The organism is Psychrobacter sp. NG25 (genome assembly GCF_015234355.1).
Classification (GTDB): Bacteria; Pseudomonadota; Gammaproteobacteria; order Pseudomonadales; family Moraxellaceae; genus Psychrobacter.
Genome location: NZ_JADGMV010000002.1, coordinates 142,167 through 167,140, shown reverse-complemented (window position 1 = coordinate 167,140; position 24,974 = coordinate 142,167). Strand labels below are relative to the sequence as shown.

Here is a 24,974-nt window from a genome sequence, read left to right as displayed (position 1 = left end):
TAAAAGATGACCCCTACACCACAAACGATAGAAAATAAAAAGGCCCATGCTGACAACATGGGCGCTCATACTCTCTTACAAGGTTGCAAGCCACCTACAGAAGGACAGCTAGCAAACTGTCCATTTCTAACCAAGCTATACAGCATGATAGAACCTGAACGGCTGCTATTTTCTACAGACGACACTACTATATATCATGGTGATGATATTGGCAAAACTGAAGCGACAGCTGGCACAATAGCTATAGCAATCACCGACAGACAAAAGCAACCCGTAGGCGCTGTGTTCTACACACCAAACAGCAAAGCTACGCCTATTGTGATTGATCCTACAGGGTATGGCGCTATCGTCATTGGTGACACAAACAAAGCTAATGAGGTGCTTGCGTTTGATAATTTAGATAACGGTATTGATACTTATGCGTGCCTGATGGCTAGTGACAAGACTATTATTATCAGTCCTCAAAAGACAAAGCAATGCTTTAAAAAGATGGTGCAACATTGGGGCAGCGGATCACAGGTCACCATACCGATGACCATAGATAACAAAGGGATGATAAATTTACTGGCAGGAGTGAATGCTAAGGCATTGGTTACTGTGGCTGATATGGTCACTATGCTACATGCTAATAATAGCTATGAGGCAATACTGGCAGCTGATGACGCCCAGCTAATCAATTTAAAAGATACCACTTACTATCCTGAATGGCGCGACGACAAAGTACCGCAACTAAATACACCTATGGTTTATGATAATGGACGCTTTGAGCTATACCATGATGGACTGTTTTTCGTGAAGTATGATGACAGCGACTCCAGCAATATTTTATACAAGCAAAAAGTGTTTGTTTGTTCTCCGTTAGAGATTATCGCCAAAACAAGGGACACAAGCAGTGGTACATGGGGGCGGTTATTGCAATGGCGTGATGATGACAGCGTATTGCATACATGGTCAATGCCGTTAGCTTTACTGCAAGGTGATGCCCGTGAATATCGTCGTGAGCTTGTCAGTCAAGGATTGAGCATTACTACCAATGGCAAACAGCGCAACTACCTAGACACTTATATTCAGGACTACCCTATTCACAAACGAGCGTTATGCGTGGATAAGTTGGGCTGGCATGAGGAGCAATACATATTACCTAATGAGACGATAGGTAGCGATGGCAAGGAGTTGATTGTCTATCAGTCTGCTAATGCAATTAATAGTACTTTATCCCAAAAAGGGACATTAGTTCAATGGCGTGATGAGTTATGCAGACCACTAGCAGAGCAAAGCCGCTTTGTTTTCTCTATTGCTTGCGCGTTCGCTGGGCAGTTACTGGAGTTATTAGAGTATGACGGGGGCGGTTTTCACCTTTTAGGCTCATCAAGCATGGGTAAGTCATTGTCGCTTAAATTGGCTGCTAGTGTATGGGGCAACCCTGACAGGTACGTTAAGACATGGCGCAGCACTGATAACGCACTGGAGGGCACAGCAAGCGAGCATAACGACAGCTTCTTGCCCCTCGATGAGATCAGCGAATGTGACCCCAAAATAGTAGGTAAAACCGTTTACATGCTGGCTAATGGTCAAGGTAAAGGGCGCAGCACCACCACGGGACACAACCGCAAAGCCAAAGAGTGGCGCATTATCTTTCTGTCTAATGGTGAGGAGTCGCTACAAAACTTCATGGCGCAAGCAGGACAAAAAACCAATGCAGGTATTGAGGTTCGAGTGGCACATATTGAGGCTGATGCTGGCAAAGGCTTAAAGACTTTTGATAGTTTGGTATTGGCACCCACAGGCGCAGCGCAAGCCGATAAGATCAACGAGCTATCACACGCTTATCATGGTGTGGCTGGCATAGCATGGCTGGAACATATCACTATTGATAAAAAAGCGACCACAGCCACCGCCAAGCAGTTGGTAGATGACTTTATGAGCCAATACACAGACCTTGCTCCACAAGCACACAGAGTGGCTAAACGATTCGCTATTGTGGCTGCCGCTGGCGAGATGGCAACTCAGGCAGACATCACAGGCTGGCAAGTAGGACAAGCAACCATAGCCGTTATGACGTGCCTTGATAATTGGCTTGATAACTATGGTCGTGACGGTGAGCATGAGCAGCGCCAAATCATCAAACATGTTCAGTCGTTTATTGAACAGCATGGATCAAGTCGTTTTGAGCCGCGCCATAATCACCGATGCCCAGACTTTGAGCCTAAAACTTCTAACCGTGTAGGCTATCGCAATACTAATACAGGTGACTATTATTTCTTAATGAACACCTTTGAAAAGGAAGTCTGCCCACCTTTCAATGCTAAAAAAGTCTTACAAGTTTTGGATGACGCCAATCTTTTAATGCGTAATCAAGGAGATCGTAAAGCATATAAATCACCAAAAACACTTTTTATAGAGCGTGACCCCTTCTATGCAGTTAAAGGTAATATCTTAAGTTATGACGTCAATAGAACTACTGGGACAGTGGAGACGAACGGGACAGACCATACAGCGAAAGAGCTAAAGACCGTCCCAAGTAGCAAAGTCTTATTGGGACAGGTGGGACAAAGTAAATATAAACATGCTAATTTGTCCCATTCGTCCCAAGCCCTCAAAAGTACTGGGACAGCCACGAATCCAGTAATCAGAGTCGCTGTCCCGTTGTCCCAAGTGTCCCACAATGAAAAGGCAGTTACAGCAGCTAATGTTATTTCTGAGCCAGATAACGAGATACCACCATTTGGTATGATAGCCAATTATTGATAGCTGACAACTATCTCGACGACTGAAATACTAAAAGGCATACGTTAATACGCATGCCTTTTTTACTGTTTGTACTCTCATGGTATTAGTGAAAAATATTGGAAGCAAAAATAGCATAAACATAAAAAAGTGGAAGCAAAAAGACCCTAAAACAAACTGCTTCCAACATAAAAAAACCACGCTTAGACCAATCATATAGGGCAGTTTGGCTTGGAAGCAAAAAATCTTGTGGAAGCAAAAAAAATCATAGAAATGGAAGCAGTTTCATTTGATAATTATGTCGATATTACGCCAACTAGCCAGCATGTCCGTACTATTAATCTTGCTGTGAAGTGACATTATTCGCTACAAAATATTGGAACCAGAACAGCCAAATTGTGGAAATTTGGAACCAAAAAAAAGCTGGAAAAATGGAACCACCTTGGTACGATTATAGCGAGAGAACGCTTCTTAAAACCAATCTGAGATATTACATCGTTGCCTCAGCATCCAGCTTCGTATCAAGCATCAATCGAATGAACTGCTTAAACTGATTCGGGTTAGACAGTAGATGCATGGTCATGTCTTCAAACGTACCTTTAGCATCAAACATAGCGTCCTCGGCAGCGTTTGGATAGCCGCCCAGCATAATCTGATCAACACTGTTATTGGTGAACTGCTTGACCACGATCTCATTCTCAGTGACCTTATCCCAAATAGTATTCATAAAATTCACTTTGTCTTTATCAGTAAAGTCCTCACCAGCAAAAACTTCATTCAACCGTTCAATAATCTGCGACAACATTGCTTCTTGTTTATCTTTGGGCGTGGCCGTGCCCGCTCCACTGCCACCATCTAATTGATACTCAGACTTACCCTCTTGCAGCTTTAAGTCCTGCTGGTGCAGCTTTGAGACGCGGTAATGACTCATGACGATGTTACTTAGATCGACGTCTTCTTCATTGTCCACGCTTTCACGTAGTAGTGGCTGTAGGTTACGCGCGTATAGGCTCAGTTTCTCTAACTCTTTGTCGTCATAGTCCACGATTTGCGACATAAACTCATACTGGCGGGTAAAGGTGCCTAAATCCTTTTTAAAGATTTCTAGCGCATCTTGATCGGCCTTGAAGCCTTTGTAGTCATTCTCAGCATTGGTCATTAGCACCACATCGCCTGTCGCTTTGGTACGCTCAAGCATCACCTTGGCATGCTGTGCTTGCTCACGTGCCAGCTTATACTTCTTCTGCCAACGCTCAACCGCTGGCTTGCAGATATTACTGATGGCGGCGTTAGACTTGTTCTTACTATAAAACGCCTCAACGAATTGCTCTACCTCATGCCATAAGAAAATACCGCTGGCACGCAGCTTCTCATAAAGGTCAAACACCTGATCAGGGTCAGAGACGTCTGCTAAGGTTGCGGTCTCATAGTATGGCTGGAAGGCTTCAAGGATATCTTGTGGGTCATTAAAGAAATCGAGCACAAACGTACCACTCTCTGCTTTGCCTTTATAGGTACGGTTAAGCCGTGAGAGAGTCTGTACGCAGTCCACGCCCGTTAGTTTCTTATCCACGTACATAGCACACAGCTTGGGCTGGTCAAAGCCTGTCTGGAACTTGTTAGCCACCAACATCACTTGATAGTCATCACTGTCAAAGGCTTTACGCATATCACGGCCTTTTAACCCGATATTCATATTGTGCTCGGTGAACTTCTCACCGATGAGTGCACCGCTGTCAGGGTCATTGTCGTTAAAGGTGACTTCACCTGAGAACGCGACCATGGCATTGATGTTTCTATAACCGTAATCAGCAATATAGTTATCAAAGGCCAGCTTATAGCGTACCGCTTCTTTACGAGAGCCAGTCACGACCATGGCTTTGGCTTGTCCGCCGAGTAAGCCTTTAATGTTGTCGTTAAAGTGTTCAATGATTATTTTAACCTTCTGGGCGATATTGTGCTCATGCAAGCGCACCCAGTTATTGAGCTTAATCTTGGCGCGGCGAGCATCGACTTCATCATCAGCAGCGGCAAGCTTTTGCTTAAGCTGATAGACCACTTTGTAGTTGGTGTAGTTCTTGAGCACATCTAGGATAAAGCCTTCTTCAATGGCTTGGCGCATTGAGTAGACATGATAAGCGGCTGGCAGGTTATCTTTAGAAGCTGGCAAGTCAGGGTTAGGCAGACGGCCAAACAGCTCAATAGTTTTTGGCTTAGGTGTGGCGGTAAAGGCATAGTAGCTTAGATTAGGACTGCTACGGCGTGCGGCAAGTGTGGCGTCTAATATGTCTTCGCTAGATAGCGGTGCATCATTCTCAGTAGTATTGCTCTCTGTATCACCTGAGACCAACACTTCTTTGAGCTGGCGTGCGGTAGAGCCTGTCTGTGATGAGTGCGCTTCATCGGCGATGATGGCATAGCGGCGCGACTTAAGCACACTTGAGTCTTCAATCGCTTTGAGTACAAACGGAAAAGTTTGAATGGTTACGATAATGATCGGCTGGGAGTTTACCAATGCTGCCGCAAGCTGTTCCGACTTTGAGCCGTCACTCTCTTTTCTATTGATCTTACCGACCACGCCATCGGCATGTTCAAACTGATAGATGGTGTCCTGCAATTGATCATCAAGCACGGTACGGTCGGTGATGACAATGACTGAGTGAAACTGTTTATCGCCATCGCTGTTGTATAAGGTAGATAGCTGATGGGCAGTCCATGCGATAGAGTTAGATTTGCCTGAGCCAGCACTATGTTGAATGAGGTACTTTTGACCAGCACCCTCATCAATGGCCGCATTAACCAACTTGGTCACCACATCCCACTGATGATAGCGCGGGAACATCATGGTTTCTTTTTTGGACTTGCGCCCAATAGCGTCCTCTTCCTCATCGATCTGCAAGTGCATGAAGTGGCCGAGGATAGCGAGTAAGTTCTCTGGTGTGAGTACTTCATTCCATAGATAGTCAGTGGCATATTGGCTGATATCGTCAGGGGTATCATTACCCGCGCCGCCGTCACTGGTGCCTTTGTTAAACGGTAAGAAGTATGTGCTGTCCCCTGCCAGCCTTGTGGTCATATAGACTTCATACTGACTGACCGCAAAGTGAACCAGTGCGCCACGCTTAAACGTCAGTAGCGGCTCAGGTTTTTTAGTATCAGGGTCTTTAGGCAGGCGTGTCTTCTTATACTGAGTAATCGCATTTTGTACTGCTTGCTTAAACTCCGATTTTAGCTCCATCGTTGTGACAGGCAAGCCATTGACGAACAGCACCACATCGATACGGTTACGCTTAGCGACCTTACCGTCAGTGCTGTCTTTTATACTGACATATGGACTATATACCACCTCAGGAACGACACGGCAGATATTGGCCTCATAGCGTGCCATGATCTCAGGGTTGAGACTATGCTCAGGCTTAAACTGACATAAGTCAAAACGCGCGTTACGAATCTTTAGGCCATGACGTAATACGCCAAGCGTGCCATAAGTACGTGAGGCTCTATCGGTGGCTTGCGCGTCTGCCTTGTTGAGCTGTTTAACTAATGCGGTGATAAAGTGGCGCTCTGAATCGATAGGAAAAGTGCGACAAAACTTCTGCCACTCCTTTGGCTGGGTGGTCTGTACAAAGTCCAGCACGTCTTGCTCATACAGTGCGGTATCAGCCGTATAACCGCTGGCATGACCCAATTTCCAGCCTTGTGCCTCCATCTGAGTGACGATATCGGCTTGGAATACAGATTCGTAGGTGGCGTGCTGGCTCATGGCGTTCTCTTGTTTTTGTTCTATGGCTAATGAGTATATGAATATAACAGACAAAATGGCGGGAATACATGATTAGCGCTGGCGTTCACTATCAAAATCTTCAGAAATGAAAATATTATTATTGGCAATGTCTTCTGATTCTTTTATATCATCAAAACTAATAATACTGTTAAAATAATAAAGAGCCCACGCTTCGGCAAATAAAATATAAGCCAACATGATCAAATAGTTAATTATGCTTATCTGGTGAAAAACTATAAGATATAGCAATGCAAATGTAGGCAATATAAAATTCAAAGAAATCAATATACCTCTTACTCTTAAAATCTTCTTTCTAAGAATATATATTTTATTTGGTATAATTATTGAGTTATTTTTAAAAATGATCATATCATCTTTATTTAAATATCTTAAATTTGATATGGTGACTAAACCTATATTCTTTGATAATAAGACTTCAACTTCTCGCCACTTAAACCCTTTGAGAAAGGTTACTTTATCTATCTCTAAATCTTGTACATACTTCTTTGAATTTCTTATTTCTTCCATCCTACCAAGCATGCTTTGTGTATTCTGCAAGTCCTCTTTTTTGTTAGACAGTTTGTCTTTAATAATTGTATAGCCAAAGTTGCAAATACCAGTTAAGGCGACTAATGAAGCGACCAATACTGATGCTAAAGCGTTTATTCCCATAAACTTCTCTACAAGATATAAGTTAAAAAATAAACATAAGTATACTATTAAACTAGATTTAATCTAAGCAAAAGTCCATATCCGTCCAAAATCATTCGCCGAGCGCGACTTTGATAGATGGAGTCAATGAAAAAATAATGAGAATACGTCTGCTAGGTACAGATCAACCAAACTTTATCAATCTCGACAATTTGATACTCTATTTGCCCTATGATTTGCTTTCTTAATAGTTGCTGGCTATTTAAGCTCTGGACATATTCAGCGTCCCAAGGATCAGCTAAGTCATATGCCTGAACACAACGATATAGCTTCCATTCAAAACAATCTAAGTATTCAGCCGTGTTTGAGTTATAGTGGATAGAACTTTGAATACCATTTTTGGGCTGTTTATCTATCGCTTCAAAGGTATCATCGTAGAAATCTTTCATCTCATCGATAGCACAAACCACTTGTGAGCGGCTGACGTAGTTTTCACGTAGCCATATTTGCAAGTAATAAGGGGTTTGCAACGCTTCTAGCGAATCTTTCCATGACTGATAGATATTTTGCACACTTTTGATCAATAGATATTCGCAGTCGCTCGTTGGCTCAGGATAGATACTATTAATCAAAGACAAGCGTGACCATGGATCTACCAAGAATTCAACGTAATCTCGCTTGTCTTGGTTTAACAGATCGGCATCAAGAACTTTATCAACTTCGCCCCACTGCTCAATAGCACGCTTACGATAGTTGATGCCTCTTATTTTTCGGTATTTTATAGCGTTGTTTTTCATAGGAAGTTCTACTCTCAGTTCAAATCGTGTTTAAATTTGCTAAGATAAGCTCGATGTAAACTTTATTTACTGTCGCAGTAAATATCTAAATAAAAGATAAAATACAAGCTCATACACTTGATAATGTTAGTATTATAAATGTATGTTAAATTAATATTCAGCAGAATCAATATACCGTGAGTTCAGCGCAGAACTCCAAAGTGACTAATCTAATTTTAAATCAATAATTGATAATAATAAATAAGTGCTAAATTGTCTTGGCATTATATAAGCGGCTACTATTTATAATAATTTAATAAAGACCTACTATAATGCTGTTATCAGATGCATAGTTAGAAAATATAATATAACCTCAAATTGAACTAAAAAACTCTATTACATATATGCAATTTTTTCATATTATCCTATCCTCAAATAGTTACTTAAGTAAATACATCATATGACAGATAACCAAAGTTTCATTCATCAAGATAAACCTATTTCATCTAAAGCCGATGATTTTTTAGGTAGAAATTATTTTTCAGAAAATTTAGCTAAATCAATATTGTCTTGGAAACATAAAGAGAGCTGGGTGGTAGCTCTCACTGGAAAATGGGGAAGCGGCAAAACTTCTATTAAAAACCTTGTCATCCAGCATATCAATGATAAAAATAAAGACATGATAATATTAGACTTCTCGCCATGGGAATGGTCTTCACAGGACCTCATCACTCAAGCATTTTTCGATGAGCTTGAAAAAAAATTAATTATAAAAAATAGAAAAATTGCTCTTGATTTTGTAGATTATAAAAATTTTACTTTAAAAAAATCAAACTTTAGAAATTTAAAATTTTTAGATCTTAAAAAATTAAAAAAAATTAAAAATCTCCCTTTAAATATTATTAGAATTATACTTCTATCTCTTCATAATATCTCTACCGTTCTATACGAACCAATTATAAAACTCTTACCAGTTTTCGGTACAGGGATTCTTATTTCACCTATAATTGATGATAGTCTCAAAAAGCACTTTCTTTATGTTTTCTTATCTTTATTTATACTTGGATCAATTAGTAATATCTATCAATACTTTTATGCAAAAACAAATAGTTTAAGAGATAATAAAAATAATTTAAGCAAATCTTTGATAAATATAAAACACCCTATTTTAATAATTTTTGATGACTTAGATAGACTAAATAAATCTCAGTTAGAATCACTCATGCAATTAATAAAATCTAATTTAGATTTTAATAATTTAATATTTTTTCTATTGTATTCAAAAGAGGTGGTAGAAGAAAAGCTCACTGACAACTCCCAGAAAGGAGTGGATTATCTACAAAAAATCATTCAATATGAAGTTACCACGCCAATAATTGAAGATTTCGAACTACGACAAGTGATTGTAAATAACTTTGATATGTTTATGAATGACTTAAATGTTAAAAACAAGAAAGATATAGCCAAACCAGAAGACTTTCAAAGAATAATTAATGGTGTTCTAAACTATTTAATAGACATGAGAGCAATATATCGCTTCTTCAACTCCTATCGTTTTAATTTGACAAGTTTAGTTAACAATCACCACCTTGAAGTAAATGCTATAGACTTTATGGCATTAGAAACAATTAGACTATTCGAACCAGAACTATTTGAGAGTATTAAGTCCAATGGTAGTTTTCTAACGGGTCAACCCTACTTTGAAAGAACAGGAAAAATAGCAGAGAGTAACGAGGTAAAAGAAGAGATAGATAGTTTTAGAAAAATAAATATTTCTTTAAAAAATGCTACATTATTAGAGTACATGTTCCCAATACTTACCGATTACTCCGATAGAACTAAATTAAAAAACTTAAAAATCTCAAGTGCTGAGAAATTTGATAATTACTTTATTTATAGTAGTTCAAAAACTAAGATCAGCTCATATGATGTAGAATTAATAAAAAATGACTTATCTAATGATACTAACTCCGTAACCATTATCGATAATTATTTCTCTTCAACAAAAAGAACTAGTTTGCTTGCACAGATATATATGCTAGCTAAAGAACTTAACAATATTGAGAAGAGCAATCTCGTAGTTGCTTTAAGTCATCTTTTCCAAAAGACAAACAGTACATTGTCTATTAGTTCAGAGAGACAGAACCTCCTGCTACTTGTTGACAATCTAATCAGCAGTATAGATGAGGTTGATATAAAAATTACAACGTTCAATAACCTTAATCATGCCAATATACATTCCTATATACTTATGTTTCTAATAAATTCATTAGAAAAATATAAGAATGGTCTTAGTGATGTGCAAATTTCCGAGATAACACAGTCAACACTAAATAAAATAAAACACTATATACAGGTAGACTATGACAAATTTATAGCTGACGAGTACAGTAGGTCAATGTATTTCTTTTTTCAAAAGCATGACTCTAAGTATGCTAAAGCCTTTTTTACTGTACAACTAAATGATGAAAGAACATTCAAGAGTACACTAAGTATTTTTATCGGTAATTTTGGTGTTATAGGTTCTGAAGCTATAGACGCAAGTTCTTTGTTTACAATAATCGAAGAATCTAAGTTTAAGACACTATTAAATAGATTTTTAATAAAAAATCCCGATGACAAGTTCATAAATAATGTTTCGTATTTATATTCAAAAAGAATATTTGATACATAATAGATAGTTGTGTAAGAACCGAAACCTATGCTCTGCAATTATAGATTGTAAAATAATTTATATAACTACATTACTGATAGCAGCTGCCATGACCTACTTGCCAGCCTTGCGCTTGCATTTGGCTGACGATATCGGCTTGGAAGACAGATTCGTATTTGGTATTGTAGATATTAATCATGTCAAGTTTGTTTATTTTAATTTCTTGTATAAGCTATCTAATTACATCGATTTCCACGACTTATTGAAATAACTAGTATCTTGAGAAATTTTACCTGCATAGAATGGGAGATCAGTAGGAGAATAAGAGTTTGATACTGAAAAATAACAACATTCACACTCAAATGTATTTCTTATATAGTCTGCAAGCTGGTTAGCCATGTATTCACGCTGCCTAAGATCTCTGGTGTATCTAAACTCATCAAGTTTAGCTAAGTACCTGCCATCTTTAGTTACAAAAATTCGACCTTTTTTCAATAAAGCACGGGTAAATGAGTGCTTATTGTCGTGAAACCATAACCAGCAACCACCCCATTCACATGAAATAATATCATCTGTACTTTGCTCTATTTGCATAGCAATATCAGAAAAAATCTTATTATAATTTTCGTCTTCAATAGATATTGTCTTAAAATAAGGCTCAATATCAATTGTAGCGTCCAAGATAGTTTTAGAAGTCTCAGTTGGATTTTGAAGTTGTTGTAAATTATTTTGGAGGCGGCTATTGTTTAAGATAAAACTGAACGTATGATAAGAAGTTCGATTACTATCTACCAATGTCAAAATATCACTGAGTATTAGATTTACCTGATCATCGGACTCAACGATAACACCGATCCCGTGAATTCTGTATTTTGTATCAATAAAGTCTAATCCTCCAATCTCATACCAGCTCTCTGCTTCTCCGATACCATGTGGTGATGAAATACCGTTAAAACTTTCACCTCGATAGGGATAACGCCATTCTCTTTCATGTGTCCAATCTATTTTTCTTTCGCCAAGACTATAGGTCACGTATCTGTATTGCTCCCTTAAAGAAAATGAACTTTCTGGAAGTAAGCGATATCCACCTTTAACTTTTATTGAAGAAACATTAGAACCCTCACTGCCTCCTGAAATAACTTGTCTTGCACCTAAATTATAGAGAGCCTCCTTAGGAAATACTAATGCAATTGGACTCATAGCTTCACCCGCTAATCTTCTCTTATAACCTGATTCTAAAAATGCAGCTATCGGCATCTCAGTAAAACAAATAGCTGGATTATATCCATATACAGTTGGTTGATTATTTCTGATAGACCAAGTTGCCCAAATACGTCCATTACGGAGAGTTGCTCTTAGCATAAAAAATGCTGGTAAAAAATCACCTTCATGAATATTTTGCCAACCCATAAACTCTGGAATATCTACAGGTCTATCACTGCTCAAATCAACATCTCTGAAAAAATGAATTAAATAATTTGACAAGTCGAATCTTATATTATTTCTATTCATACCTATTCCTTAATACACTGTTAAATAACCCATAATGAGATTACTCAGAATCATGAGATTCTACTCAGTCGCAACCCAGCCCCGCACATCAATCTTACCCGTAACAGCAGCGGAAATTAAAGCAGTGCGGCGCTCTTGCATGAGTTGAATGGTTTGTTCAGCTTTACTCACCAAATTTGAAAACACATTTAGCTTATTGCTTAAGTATTGGCAGATTTCTTTTTGCTCATCAAATGGTGGAATAACAAAGCCTAAATTTAATAAGTCTTCTTGGGTCATACTTGGTAATGCAGTGTTTGTTGAAAGCTTATCAAAAGGGAACAATAATGCTTGGTGATAAACATATTCAGGTTTGGCATTATTGGAAACTTCACTATAGAACATAGTATCTACTGTCCAAAATTTTCCTGAAACTAATAGAGGTTTATCAATAGTCCCTTTTCTACCAAATAGTACGGACTCACCATCAAATAAGTAATCCGAACTACGCTTGAAAATCCCACCCGATCCATAAACAGGATAGCCACCACTTTCTACTTCTACCTCTTTATAATCCCGACCGTTACGAATTCTTAAAACATTTTTTAGGCGACCGACATCCCAACCCTCTGGCACTTCCCCCAACCACTCAACGCACGAATCTTTCATCGGCGCGTCAGGGTTTAAACCTTTAGTCACGGCATGACTGATGACGGCTTGGCGCTTTTCTTTTAACAGTTGAATGAGGGTTTGTTGCTTATCAATTAAGGTATCGATTTGGGCGGTTTCATGGTCGAGGAAGTTGGCAATTTGGATTTGTTCATTAATGTTAGGAACAGCTATCGGATATGTATTAATGGTTTCAGCAGGAACACGTCGCAATCCTCCAGCACCTGTCATAGCAGCTGTAGCTACACTAATAAATATAGTTTCTAGTAAACGATAGAATAGGTAACGGTTATTAACTTTATTGTTAACTCGTAAAACGAATATTTCAGACGATCCAAAACCAACCCCATTGATAAGGTCTTTAGCTATAGTAGTATTATTATTTTCAAAGCACGGAGTCACTTTTGCAACTAGAATATCTTCGTTTTCAAAATAGGTATAACCGTCATAGACATCTTTGATGACTTTTTTTTCATCTAAAACAAGACTATTGAATTTAAGCTTTTCCATTGGCACAAAACTACATTCATCAAACATTAAATCTTGAGATAGCGTAGACTTTTTTGGATTAAGAATTGCTAGATGTTTTATAGGTACAACTTCCCAGTGACTTGGAATATTTCCCAGCCACTCAACCCCTGATTCCTTATATTGTTCATATTGCTGATACTTCGCCATTATGAATGCACCTCACCCAATAACTGCATAATCTCAGTACTGACCGCATCCAAGTCTGCATCAATTTCAGTTAGCGGACGCGGCGGCTCATACACATAGAAGTGACGGTTGAACGGTATCTCAAAGCCTACAATGCCGATCTCTTCATCGATAGCATCTGTCTTATCGCTATTGATCCACGCATCAAGCACATGCGGCTGTACTTCACGGGCGAAGTAACTTTCAATCAACTCAGTGGTCGTCACCTCAGGATTCAGCGGTACGTTTTCATAATCACGTAAATCGCTGTCAGGTTGGAACTCTACAATCTTGGTCTTGCTGGCGAGATCGGTATAGCTAAACGCACCATAGAGCGGATTGGCAACCTTGACCGCTTTTTTGATGACGGGTTCTGCTTCAGGATTTTTCCAAGTGATCGCATCCATCAGCTGCTTTTTTTCTTTCGTATCAAGATTCACATCAGCATCTTTTAACGCTTGTTTGAACACTTTTTCAAACTCATTAAAATCATCGAATTGGTGTTCACCAATAGCTGATTGTAAGGCTTTGGCTTTATTCATAATCTCAAGCTGATCCTGCCAAAGTTTGGCATCAAGCACATCTTTAATTTGCTTTTCTTTTAGCTCGCTAAAGTCGGCCTTAATCATTGCACGCGCTTCTAAGGTGACCGCTGATAAATCACCGTAGTTATTACTATCAATATCAATCGTCCAGTTACTACCAAATGCCTCATACAGCGCTGGCATGACCATATCAAACGGTTTAGGAGCATAACGTAAGGTTTCGATAGTATCATCAGATAGCTGAGCCGATAGACGTAGCGGACGCTCAATGGTGATACGGCGGTAGCCAAACTCATGGGTGGCAAATATCTTACTGGCAAAGGTCTTGGCAGCCTCAGCTTTAGGATTGGCAGACTGACGGCCACGGTTGGATTTCACCTCTTCAGGCTTATCTAGCACACGCGCATCAACCACCTCAAAGTCACCAAAGCTACGGATAATGGTTTTGATATCGTCATCGCTCATCTCATTACGCTTAGAGCCAAGAGATTTACGCATCTTGCCGTATAGGTTACTGCCATCGATCAATTGCACATAACCTTTACGCTCAGGCGCTTTCTTATTGCTTAATACCCATACATAGGTAGCGATACCCGTGTTATAGAACATATCGGTAGGCAGGGCAATGATGGCCTCTAGCAAATCGGCCTCAAGGATGTAACGGCGGATCTCACTCTCGCCACTCCCTGCGCCGCCCGTGAATAGCGGTGACCCATTTAAGATAATACCGATACGGCTGCCTTGGTTACTATTTTGAGTGCTGCTGCTATCCGCATCTTTAGTATTATCAGTGATCGGACGCATCTTACTAATCAAATGCATCAGGAACAATAGCGAACCATCAGACACGCGTGGCAAGCCAGCCCCAAAACGACCGTCAAAGCCTTTTTGCTCGTGCTCATCTTTGATCTCACCTGATATCTTTTTCCAATCTACCCCAAACGGCGGATTAGACAGCATGTAGTCAAAATTCTCAGCGACCAGCTGATCGCTAGACAAGGTATTGCCCAGCTTGATGTTATTAACCTCTTGCCCTTTGATCAGCATGTCAGCTTTACAGATGGCATAAGACTCAGGGTTGAGCTCTTGCCCATAGGTACGCATCACCGCATCAGGGTTAAGCTCTAGCACGTACTCCATACCAGAGGATAGGAATCCGCCCGTACCTGCTGTCGGGTCATAAATGGTGCGAATAATGCCGTCTTTGGTCAGTGCATCATCATCTTCCATAAATACCAATGAGGTAGTTAGGCGCACGATATCACGCGGGGTAAAGTGCTCCCCTGCGGTTTCGTTAGAGCTCTCAGCAAAGCGGCGGATCAGCTCTTCAAACACAAAGCCCATTTCATGGTTAGATATCTTCTCAGGACTTAGATCAGTAGTGGCAAACATCCGCACGACTTTATATAGCAAGTTCGCATCGGCCAGTTGCCCAACAAACTCTTCAAACTTGAAGTGTTCAAATATCTCACGTGCGTCCTTAGAGAAAGATTGCACGTAGGTATTGAGGTTATCTTTGATATCGCTTTGACCCATCTTGCTGAGATCCATCGGCGAGATATTGTAGAACGGTCGCTTGCTGGCACGAATAATGAACTTCTCTTGTGCTTCCTCTGGCAGACCCTTTTCAGCGATACGCTCACTCTCAGCAACCACAGCAGCTTTGGTGTCTTCTAATACGCACTCTAGGCGGCGCAGTAGTGTGAATGGCAGGATGATGCGGCCGTATTGAGATTGCTTAAAGTCACCACGTAATAGGTCAGCGACAGACCAGATGAAAGCCGCTGTTTGAGAGAAGTTTTTGGTCATGGGAGTATCTTTTGGTTGTTGGGCAAGGTTGAGTGCTTGGAGTTATAGGACAGGCTTAAAATTAGACTACACGTGCTGCGATGGAATACATCGACTTATGACGGCTTATAAAGCTCATTGTATGATAGTAGAGTATATAAAGGCTAGTATATAAACTTAATGTTGGCTCTATTTGATGAGGTTATTTGTAGTGACGCATCGGTCAATAATACATATGGAAAATTGGATATTAGCGTAGATACATGTTAGTCACAAACTTCTAAAACAACTCTGTCATGCTTTAGCAACAAATATTGACGATAGTCGTAGTTATTGTAACTGAAAGAGTCAGTTCGCCTCAGGTAATTATCTTAAGCCAGTGGGTTCTAGATTGCTAAAAAAACGAGATTTCTGCTATCTAGCTCGGCAAGCACATCGTATTCAACTGATTACGCTGTAATTCATCACCGAAACCCTAAAAGATCTAAACCTTTGGAGATTTACCATGCAATTTAAAAAATCATTAATGACTGTTACATTAGTTACTATTGGCGGATTCGCTGCTATGTCTAGTGCGAATGCTGCTAGCCCTACCTCAAGTAGTTTTGGCGTTAGTATGGACGTTGAGTCTATATGTACTATAGATGCAGCTCCTTTAGATGTTGTACTTGCAACAACTGAAGCAGGAAAGGCAACTACAGCTGTAACGGCAACCACTAACCTTATCTTAAATTGTTCTAAAGGTTCTGTGGCTGTTATTGGTCTAACACCTGCATCAACCAATAGCCTAGACGGTACTGGCACTATGCTTGGTGGAAACGAAACACTTGAAGAAGTAGCCTATAAATTAACTTCTGGCTCAGCTAATGGCACTGCATGGGGTACTACTGATACAGTATCTACCGAAGCATTCGCAGATTATGCTACCGCCATCACTACTCCTATCTATCTCACAGTGACTAGTGATGCCGACGTTACACCTGGTGCTTACGCCGATACTATTAATGTTTCTGTAGCCTATTAATCACCATGCCGAGTCTCTGGTTACGCCGTGTTGCGAAACCTGCTGTTATCTCTAGTTTGCTATTGTCTTGTAGTGGAGCGATGGCAAGTGGCCTACAGGTCTCTCCCATCTCTTTAAGCTTGCAAGCTAGAGAAAACGCCAGTGGCCTGACCCTTAGTAATTCGAGTGACGAAGTGATAAATGCGCAAGTGCGCGTTTATCAGTGGTCACAAGATGAAACAGGCGATCAGCTCGCTCCCTCACGAGGATTATTGGCCAGTCCGCCAATGATTGAGCTCAACCCCGGTGACAAACAACTGGTTCGAATTATCCGTGCTAAGGCACCTCCGCAAGGAATGGAGGCTAGTTATCGAATTTTGGTTAATGAGCTACCGATTAAGTCCCCTAAGCAAAAGAGTGGCTTGCAATTTGCGATGAGCTACTCTTTACCTGTATTTGTGCAGCCCATTGGTATTGTTGAGACTAGTCCACAATTGCAATGGCAATATACCTTGCTGCCAGATGGCGAACAGATTACATTACGCGTCCACAATAGCGGCAATGGTCATGCCAAGTTGATTGGCCTGAGCGTTGTAAATGATGCGGGTAATAATATTAATATACATCAAGGTTTACTGGGTTATATTTTACCAGATGCCACTATGAACTGGACACTGAAAGTACCGCCCTCCGGCTTTATAGCGGGTGCGATAGCCGGTAAATTCAAGGTAACGATCAATGGCACTGAGACAATACAAGACGTTACGCTGGACACTTCCGATCGCTAAAATAGCCTTATTACAAACTTTAATGATACCTATCAGCCATGCTATCAAACCAGATGATATCACGGCGATCTCTACATCTCTTCCAAACGACAGTCTCGCCCAACTTGATTTAAACCGTGGAAATCGTGACGCAAAGGGTTATCCAGATAAGCTTGATCTCTATTTAGAGGTTAAGCTTAACGGAACGGACAAAGGTTTAGCGCATTTCGAATACTATAATAAGCAATTATGGGCAAGTGCAAACGTATTGCAGCAACTCGGCTTTATATTGTCACCCGATACTATCGAACCAAGGCCGCTAAACACTCTATCTGACATCAAGATTGATTATGATGCACGCCAGCAAACGGTCAGCCTTATTGCACCACTAAACATACTTAACCTTTCCACGACCATAGTTAATACCCGCAATAGCAGACGCACAAAACCGACCGCATCACCTGGTATTCTGTTAAATTACAACCTTTATGGTACACAAACACAGGACAACGCGACCAGCTTAAGTGCTTATACAGAACTGCGCGCGTTTAATGACTTTGGTGTATTAAGTTCTACTGCCCTGACAACTGGCAATCGTTTTGCTGATAGCGCTATTAGTGGCAAGGATTGGGACAGCCGAACGGTACGATTGGATACCAGTTGGAGTAAATCATTTCCTGATAAGTTACTCACTATCAGAGCCGGCGACATACTCACAGGTACACTATCCTGGACAAGGTCCACACGCTTAGGCGGACTGCAATTTGGCAGTAACTTTGACCTGCAGCCCTATATTGCAACCACGCCTCTTCCGTCATTTTTTGGCTCTGCCACGCTACCCTCAGCGGTAGAGCTCTATGTTAATGGTCTCAAGCAATACAGCGGCGACATACCTGCCGGTCCATTTGAGCTTAATACAGCTCCCAGTTTTAGCGGAGCGGGCAATGCCCAGCTCGTCTTGACTGATGCGTTAGGACAAAACACCACGCTTAACTTCTCACTTTATGATGCCCATCGTTTACTACAGCCCGGGCTGTCCGATTGGTCAGTAGAGCTCGGTACCGTACGCCAAAATTATGGCCTCAAATCTTTTGATTATGGTAATGATATCGCCGCCTTTGGCACTTGGCGTTATGGAGTCAGTGATCGCTTTACTGCAGAGACCCATGCTGAAGTGACTGAGGGGCTTAGTAATGCTGGTGTCGGTGGCACTTGGTTATTAGGTAGCAAAGGCGGTGTCTTATTTGCCTCACTAGCGGGTAGCGACAGCCAAGGTGAAGGTGGATTGCAATACAGTGCAGACTACTCTTGGAATAATAGTCGCTTCCATATCGGTCTCAATGCCACTGGTACTCATGGTGACTACCGTGACGTCGCCACACGTTACGGAAATGCTCCTAACAGCCGAAGTGAACAACTCTCAACAGGTTATAGCACCCAATCTCTAGGCAGTTTTGGTCTTAGTTATAATCAGGTCGCTTTTACGCAGCAAGAGACCTCACAATTTGCCAGCGCCTCTTGGCGAAAGTCCTTTGGGCGACGACTGAGTCTGAACGCCAATTACAATCATGATATCCATAATTCTGCCAATAACAGCGTCTCTTTTGGGGCCTCGCTATCCTTAGACCATAATATCTCGCTGAATAGTAGTGTGCAGAGCACTAACGAGCGGCATTACTTGATAACAGATGTGTCGCAATCAACACCAAATGCGGGCGGCATAGGCTGGCGTGCGCAAGCAAGGCACAGTACGAGTAACAACAGCAGCACCGATGGCTTAGCCGAATTGAATTATCTTGGTCCATACGGTCGATTACAAGCTGGTATCAGTAGCAACAACGATAATTATTCTACTTATGCTAGCGGTACAGGCGCACTGGTCATGATGGGTGGAGGCTTATTTGCTGCCCGCCAAATCAATAATGGTTTTGCCGTGGTCTCCACTGATGGTATCGCCGATGTACCAGTGCTGCTGCAAAACAGTCCCATAGGTACAACGAATAAGCAGGGGCTATTATTGGTAACACCATTGAACGCTTATCAAGACAATAAAATTGCTATTAACCCTATGGACTTGCCCGCTGACCTGCGCATTGACAAGGTGGATATTGAAGCAACGCCGACTGACCGCGCTGGAGTATTAGTAAGATTTGGCATCACACCTGTGCGCTCTGCCTCTGTCCTCCTTACCGACAACGCTAACCAGCCATTACCGCTTGGCAGTCAAGTACAGTTACTTACGAACAAAGATGCATCTTCAGCAGTTATTGGATTTGATGGCGAAGTCTATTTGGATACCTTAGATGAGCACAATGTACTAAAAGTAATCATGCCCTCTAGTGATAGTTGTACGGTCAGCTTTGATTATCATAAACAGGGCGATGATATTCCACTCATCGGTCCTCTCATCTGTCAAAAGGTAAAAGAATAATGAAGTTTTTAAGATGGACATATAGTATATTTTTGATAGTAGGTGCATGGTGGTTACCATCAGGGAATGCTTATGCTGTACCCAATGTTACGTGTGAAGCAGGTATGAATACAGCAGTGGGAAGTACCGGTAAAGTGAACATTAGCGATTCTATCACCCCCGCCAACGCCGATGATGCAAGAATTAGTGCTACATTAAACTATAGATGCACCAATAGCGGCTCCGCAGGATATGTATCGGTTTGCCTTGCAGTAGACGGTGGCAATAATAACAGCACTTACCCTCCGCGTTACATGAAGAATGGGTCTGTCGATTCAAACTTGGCTTTTACCATGACATTACCAGGAAATATTGATTGGGGTACCCGAAATTCTAGTGGTTCTGAATTCAACTCAGGCTCACTCGCTATTGCCGAAAACTCATTTATCTCAGGCAGTGTAGCTATTAACGTTTCTTTGCTCTCAAACTATAACAATACCCTCGCAACATCCGGAACCTATACCGACGATTTCAATGGTAGTCATACCGCATTAACGTTTAAGGCTAACGAAATCTCATCTGGCCTTGATTGCTCAACGGGTAATTCAGGAGTAGATCAATTCCCATTTACCGTTCAAGCGACCGTAATTCCAAGCTGTTTAGTTACCTCTACCACTGATGTCAATTTAGGTTCTCATTCTGCAAATAGAAACAATATCATAGGCAATAATTCTAGTGCGATTGGCGTCACTTGCACAAATGGTGCACCCTATAATATTGGCTTAATGCCATCCAATAATAATATAGATGGTGCTGGCATGATGAGCGGTACTGGTAACAATACTGATAAGATACCTTATCAATTACGTTCAACTGATGGTGAAAGTGGAGATATATGGGGAAACACCGCCACCTCGAATAACGTCGGGAATGGCGTAATAGGTACTGGCGATGGAACCTCTCAACTAAAGACTGTCTACGTTACTGCTCTCAGTGCCGACTTTCGTCCTGATAAATACTCTGACATTGTAAGCATTCAAGTCAATTATTAATAGCTTCTACTTTACTAGTAGTTCTAACATTATAAAGGCTGCTCTATTTCTCGTGCTCAATATATACGTCAATATTAAAAATATATAGGTACAAACAATATTTCTTGTAAGCAATATTTGCTTATTTTTATAGTAGAGCCGCTATTCTAACGACATAGAATTGTTGTTAAATATGTTGTTAAAATTAATTATGAAATTTCTGTATAGGTTGGTATTAAAGACTCTTAGACTCATAGCCTACTCTTGGTGGGCGCACCATCAAATAATATTAGAAGACATTAAAAACCCCGTAGCATATATGCTGCGGGGTTTTTTAATGTTTTAATATGTCAAAATCATAACTTTATATAACTTACGATAACTTTTCACAACAGTATTTTAAGGGTATATCTAGCAGGTATCTGAACATACTTTTAAACAGGATACTGAACCGTTAATTTCAACGCTCATTCTTTAATGTGTTAATGCTCCGACAATGCCGGAACGGTTAAGTATAAAAGTCATAGCTTTCTCAGGCCCTTATTATTCTTAGGTAAGCTTATCAATATCGGGGTTTTGAAATAACCATCGTCTACTAACTTCAGTCCTAAAAACTCAAGATAAAATCATCGAAATATAACCACCAATCAAGGCTAAAACGGTCGTAAGCGCATAACTGACGGGATAAGGTATAGCAGCAACTGAACTTTTTGACTCTTCCATAATTGCATTTAGTCCAGGTGTACTATTTCTAGCGCCAGTGGCGGCACCATCAGCAATAATTGAGTTAAGTTTAAAAAATTTCACCCCTATCCAGAAGGCAACGAGCGGTGGTATTAACGCACCTGCTATTCCAATTACTGCTAGCCATAATAGAGTGTCACCATGTAAGGCTGTAATGACTTTAGGCCCAACATTGGCGGCTAAAACTGCCACAAAAACGTTTAAACCAAAATCTTGCAAGAAGCTTCTGGCGCCTTCATGTATTGGACCACCAAACTCAGGGTTACGACTGCGAAAATAACTAACGGCAATCCCAGCAAGAATACACCCTGCTGAAGTTCCTAGTGCAAATGGAATACCTGCAATTCGGACCGTTATAATACCGACTAAATATCCGATAACCATCGCAACGGCAAGATAAATTATTTCAGACTTCATGGTTGGTAATATTACTCGTCCTCCCAAGCGTTGCCCTGCCATATTTAAAGCCACATCTGGACCTGCCAATCTAATCACATCGCCGAAAGAAATCTGTGTTTTAGGACCTAGTGGAATTTCATTACCTGCTCTAAATAAAGCTTGAACAGTAACACCTCCTATTCCAAACTCGCTGAGGTCATGAATGTTTTGACCTGAAATATCATGAGAGCCGATGTGAATATCTGCAACTTCTATAGGGACATTGCGAGCCAATTGATCATCAGCTTCAGGACCAATGAGTTCATTGTCTACAAAGATTAAATCGTGAATATTGGCTCTAACCGTAACGATATCGTTCAGTTGAACGCTAGGATCATCTGATAACTCTACAATCGCGCCACTTCTAACCAAACGTAGGATAGGCGCTTGTGGATATTCTTTGACTAACGCTGAGATACTTTTGCCAAGAATATTTTTGTGAGTCACATAAAAGGCGCGTAAATCATACGGTGAAAAACCCAGCGTTAATGCCTGAGGTGCTCCAGGTAAAGGATCTGTAGCACCGCCATTATAATCAACTTCAGCGATTTTAGCCTCTTCAACAGAGCTGTAACCAAAAATCTTAGGTAAATAGCGAATGAGTAAAATAATACCAACAGTGGATAAGACATAGCTAACGGCATAGGCAGCGGCCATATTGGCACCAACTTCTTCCGCTGTTATTCCTGACGGTGGTATATAGGCACCGCTCGATAAAGCGCCTTGCCCCACTCCCAGTATAGCCGTTATGGTATAGCTACCAGAGATAAGTCCTGTTGCATATCCAGGTGCCAAACCTGCAAATTTTGCCCCGAAAAAACAGATAACCCAGTTTAGTGACCAAACAATGACGCCGATACTAATGAACGCCAAACCGCCTTTTTTCAATCCGGAAAAAAACTGAGGTCCAACTTTAAGCCCTAAAGCATACATAAATAGGAGCAGCATAAAGGTTGAAAGAACCCCCGGTATGGCATAGGTAATACCATAAACAGATTGTGCAATCATCGAGAGCACAACCCCTACAAGCAAAGTACCCGCTGTTGACCCTAAAGAGATTTTCTTGATGCTACGATTACCAATATAAGTACCTAAAGCTAAGGATAACAAAATAAATACTATGGGCTGATTATCCAGAAGCTGAAAAAATCCATGTAAGCCTGAAGCAGTAACAGGCTCTATCTTATCGAATATCTGACCGACTACAGTAGGATTACTCATAATGCTCTTCTATGTGTGATGAAAGGTACGAGTAGAGCTAGAATGTGAAACTGGATGCGCTTTATAGTATTCAACAGCGGCTTTAATATCACGTAATAATAACGCTGCCATATCTCGACTGATACCATGACGAATTAAGATGCGTTGAATAACCGTATCCTGACGATCATTTGGTAGCGGATAAGAGGCTATTTGCCAACCATGTTGACGAACCTTGTCAGATAAATCATAGAGATTGAAACCCCACTCTCCTTCTTTTAAGGTGTAACTAAGGGCGGGCAGTCCACCTCGTCCATCATAAAACATCTCAAACGGACCTAACTTTGAGATTTCATCTGCCAACCATTGAGCGGTATCCACACAAGCTTGTTGAACACCTTTATAACCCTCAAATCCTAATCGTAAAAAATTATAGTATTGCGCTACAATTTGACCACCTGGTCGAGAAAAGTTAAGCGCAAAGGTTGCCATGTTTCCACCTAGATAATCGACATAGAATATCAAGTCTTCTGGCAAGTCTTCTTCTGAGCGCCAAACTACCCAACCGACACCTAGTGGTGCCAAACCGTATTTATGGCCACTGGCATTGATAGATTTCACTCTATCAATACGAAAATCCCATTCAAGGTCAGGTTGAATGAAAGGCGCTATAAATCCGCCCGAAGCGGCATCTACATGGATAGGTATGTCCCATCCTTTTTCGCTTTGAATATCATCTAGCTCTTTCGCCATCGCAGCGACGTCTTCATACACACAAGTGTAAGTCACCCCTAATGTAGGAATGACACCAATGGTATTCTCATCAACATAGTCTTTTATTTTTTCGGGATTTGTACCAACCTCATTACCTTCAAGTGGAATTTGGCGAAGTTCAACATCAAAATACCGCGCAAATTTATGCCAACAAATCTGTACCGGCCCAACGACCAAATTGGGCTTTGAAGTATCTAATCCTGCTGATTCACGTTTTTGACGCCAGCGCCATTTCATGGCTAATCCGCCAAGCATACAAGCCTCTGATGAGCCCGTAGTTGAGCAACCAAGAGTCGTATGAGCTTGTGGGCTATTCCATAGATCCGCTAAGATATGAACACAACGCGCTTCCATTTCAGCAGTCTGTGGATATTCATCCTTATCAATCATATTTTTATCGATACATAAGTCCATGATGTCATGAACCTCATCTTCCATCCATGTCGTACAAAATGTAGCCAGATTCTGCTTGGCATTGCCATCGAGGAGTAGCTCGTCTTTTATAAACTGAGCAACAACTTCTGGCTGGGTACTGTTTTGAGGCAATTGAAATTTATTGAGTAGCGTATTACTCATTGGGTCTTCGTAAACGTCTTCGCTAAGAGGATCAATCCGATTTCGGTTGTGTAAAGGCATAATCTAACGTTCCTTTATATGATTGAAAAATCATTGTGTGTGTCGACCTATAAACAGTAGATACCTTTGCAAGCTTAGAATATGTTGCCTTATTGTTAAGAAAAATTTATATAACAGTTATATTATTATTAAATAAGGTAATTTTTATCTTAAATAAATATTTAAATTATCTAATTAAATTAAGGGTTATG

The 24,974-nt window shown here is 40.7% G+C and carries 14 protein-coding genes; 6 read left to right on the top strand and 8 right to left on the bottom strand.

Features of this window, described 5'->3' with window-relative positions:
- Positions 1-6: 6 nt before the first annotated feature.
- The gene (locus IPZ60_RS03495; protein ID WP_194196481.1) at positions 7-2,748 is read left to right on the top strand and encodes a DUF927 domain-containing protein; all 2,742 of its coding nucleotides are present in this window, start codon (positions 7-9) and stop codon (positions 2,746-2,748) included.
- 469 nt (positions 2,749-3,217) lie between these two features.
- Here IPZ60_RS03495 and IPZ60_RS03490 read toward each other — a convergent pair whose 3' ends face one another.
- The 3 genes from IPZ60_RS03490 to IPZ60_RS03480 all read right to left on the bottom strand — a co-directional run bounded on the left by IPZ60_RS03490 (position 3,218) and on the right by IPZ60_RS03480 (position 7,959).
- A complete protein-coding gene (locus IPZ60_RS03490; RefSeq protein WP_194196480.1) occupies positions 3,218-6,490 on the bottom strand; it encodes a type I restriction endonuclease subunit R in 3,273 nt (1,090 codons plus the stop codon).
- Positions 6,491-6,562: 72 nt separating this feature from the next.
- Entirely contained in the window at positions 6,563-7,183 is a 621-nt protein-coding gene (locus tag IPZ60_RS03485) for a hypothetical protein (RefSeq protein WP_194196479.1), read from the bottom strand.
- Positions 7,184-7,335: 152 nt separating this feature from the next.
- Positions 7,336-7,959, bottom strand: a complete 624-nt coding sequence (locus tag IPZ60_RS03480; protein ID WP_194196478.1) for a hypothetical protein — start codon at positions 7,957-7,959, stop codon at positions 7,336-7,338.
- 439 nt (positions 7,960-8,398) lie between these two features.
- Here IPZ60_RS03480 and IPZ60_RS03475 point away from each other — a divergent pair, with 439 nt between their 5' ends.
- Entirely contained in the window at positions 8,399-10,612 is a 2,214-nt protein-coding gene (locus IPZ60_RS03475; RefSeq protein ID WP_194196477.1) for a P-loop NTPase fold protein, read from the top strand.
- A gap of 219 nt (positions 10,613-10,831) precedes the next feature.
- Here IPZ60_RS03475 and IPZ60_RS03470 read toward each other — a convergent pair whose 3' ends face one another.
- Genes IPZ60_RS03470 through IPZ60_RS03460 form a run of 3 tightly spaced genes read right to left on the bottom strand, consistent with a single transcriptional unit; the run spans position 10,832 to position 15,801 of the window.
- The gene (locus IPZ60_RS03470) at positions 10,832-12,103 is read right to left on the bottom strand and encodes a DUF4427 domain-containing protein (RefSeq protein ID WP_194196476.1); all 1,272 of its coding nucleotides are present in this window, start codon (positions 12,101-12,103) and stop codon (positions 10,832-10,834) included.
- A 60-nt stretch (positions 12,104-12,163) separates the two neighbouring features.
- Entirely contained in the window at positions 12,164-13,429 is a 1,266-nt protein-coding gene (locus IPZ60_RS03465) for a restriction endonuclease subunit S (protein WP_194196475.1), read from the bottom strand.
- Positions 13,429-15,801 (bottom strand): class I SAM-dependent DNA methyltransferase, encoded by a 2,373-nt coding sequence (locus IPZ60_RS03460; protein WP_194196474.1) that lies wholly within the window; start codon positions 15,799-15,801, stop codon positions 13,429-13,431. Before IPZ60_RS03460 ends, IPZ60_RS03465 begins: the two co-directional genes overlap by 1 nt.
- 544 nt (positions 15,802-16,345) lie before the next feature.
- Between IPZ60_RS03460 and IPZ60_RS03455 the strand changes: the two genes are divergently transcribed.
- The 4 genes from IPZ60_RS03455 to IPZ60_RS03440 are packed head-to-tail and all read left to right on the top strand — an operon-like array spanning position 16,346 to position 21,012.
- The gene (locus IPZ60_RS03455; RefSeq protein ID WP_227669211.1) at positions 16,346-16,804 is read left to right on the top strand and encodes a spore coat protein U domain-containing protein; all 459 of its coding nucleotides are present in this window, start codon (positions 16,346-16,348) and stop codon (positions 16,802-16,804) included.
- A gap of 5 nt (positions 16,805-16,809) precedes the next feature.
- Positions 16,810-17,571 carry a molecular chaperone gene (locus IPZ60_RS03450; RefSeq protein WP_194196472.1) on the top strand — a complete coding sequence of 254 codons (762 nt, stop codon included), beginning with the start codon at positions 16,810-16,812 and terminating at the stop codon, positions 17,569-17,571.
- Positions 17,522-19,981 (top strand): fimbria/pilus outer membrane usher protein, encoded by a 2,460-nt coding sequence (locus IPZ60_RS03445; protein WP_194196471.1) that lies wholly within the window; start codon positions 17,522-17,524, stop codon positions 19,979-19,981. The genes IPZ60_RS03450 and IPZ60_RS03445 overlap by 50 nt, the downstream gene beginning before the upstream one ends.
- A complete protein-coding gene (locus IPZ60_RS03440) occupies positions 19,981-21,012 on the top strand; it encodes a spore coat protein U domain-containing protein (RefSeq protein ID WP_194196470.1) in 1,032 nt (343 codons plus the stop codon). The genes IPZ60_RS03445 and IPZ60_RS03440 overlap by 1 nt, the downstream gene beginning before the upstream one ends.
- Before the next feature lie 594 nt (positions 21,013-21,606).
- Here the strand turns inward: IPZ60_RS03440 and IPZ60_RS03435 are convergent.
- Together IPZ60_RS03435 and IPZ60_RS03430 are read right to left on the bottom strand one after the other, a co-directional pair.
- Positions 21,607-23,394 (bottom strand): aspartate:alanine exchanger family transporter, encoded by a 1,788-nt coding sequence (locus IPZ60_RS03435; RefSeq protein WP_194196469.1) that lies wholly within the window; start codon positions 23,392-23,394, stop codon positions 21,607-21,609.
- A gap of 9 nt (positions 23,395-23,403) precedes the next feature.
- Entirely contained in the window at positions 23,404-24,783 is a 1,380-nt protein-coding gene (locus IPZ60_RS03430; protein WP_194196468.1) for a glutamate decarboxylase, read from the bottom strand.
- Positions 24,784-24,974: the final 191 nt, after the last annotated feature.

Bases quoted from the DNA above. Each gene is read 5' to 3' on its own strand.
- IPZ60_RS03495 (WP_194196481.1), top strand. From the start codon at position 7: ATGACCCCTACACCACAAACGATAGAAAATAAAAAGGCCCATGCTGAC.
- IPZ60_RS03490 (WP_194196480.1), bottom strand. From the start codon at position 6,490: ATGAGCCAGCACGCCACCTACGAATCTGTATTCCAAGCCGATATCGTC.
- IPZ60_RS03485 (WP_194196479.1), bottom strand. From the start codon at position 7,183: ATGGGAATAAACGCTTTAGCATCAGTATTGGTCGCTTCATTAGTCGCC.
- IPZ60_RS03480 (WP_194196478.1), bottom strand. From the start codon at position 7,959: ATGAAAAACAACGCTATAAAATACCGAAAAATAAGAGGCATCAACTAT.
- IPZ60_RS03475 (WP_194196477.1), top strand. From the start codon at position 8,399: ATGACAGATAACCAAAGTTTCATTCATCAAGATAAACCTATTTCATCT.
- IPZ60_RS03470 (WP_194196476.1), bottom strand. From the start codon at position 12,103: ATGAATAGAAATAATATAAGATTCGACTTGTCAAATTATTTAATTCAT.
- IPZ60_RS03465 (WP_194196475.1), bottom strand. From the start codon at position 13,429: ATGGCGAAGTATCAGCAATATGAACAATATAAGGAATCAGGGGTTGAG.
- IPZ60_RS03460 (WP_194196474.1), bottom strand. From the start codon at position 15,801: ATGACCAAAAACTTCTCTCAAACAGCGGCTTTCATCTGGTCTGTCGCT.
- IPZ60_RS03455 (WP_227669211.1), top strand. From the start codon at position 16,346: ATGTCTAGTGCGAATGCTGCTAGCCCTACCTCAAGTAGTTTTGGCGTT.
- IPZ60_RS03450 (WP_194196472.1), top strand. From the start codon at position 16,810: ATGCCGAGTCTCTGGTTACGCCGTGTTGCGAAACCTGCTGTTATCTCT.
- IPZ60_RS03445 (WP_194196471.1), top strand. From the start codon at position 17,522: ATGGCACTGAGACAATACAAGACGTTACGCTGGACACTTCCGATCGCT.
- IPZ60_RS03440 (WP_194196470.1), top strand. From the start codon at position 19,981: ATGAAGTTTTTAAGATGGACATATAGTATATTTTTGATAGTAGGTGCA.
- IPZ60_RS03435 (WP_194196469.1), bottom strand. From the start codon at position 23,394: ATGAGTAATCCTACTGTAGTCGGTCAGATATTCGATAAGATAGAGCCT.
- IPZ60_RS03430 (WP_194196468.1), bottom strand. From the start codon at position 24,783: ATGCCTTTACACAACCGAAATCGGATTGATCCTCTTAGCGAAGACGTT.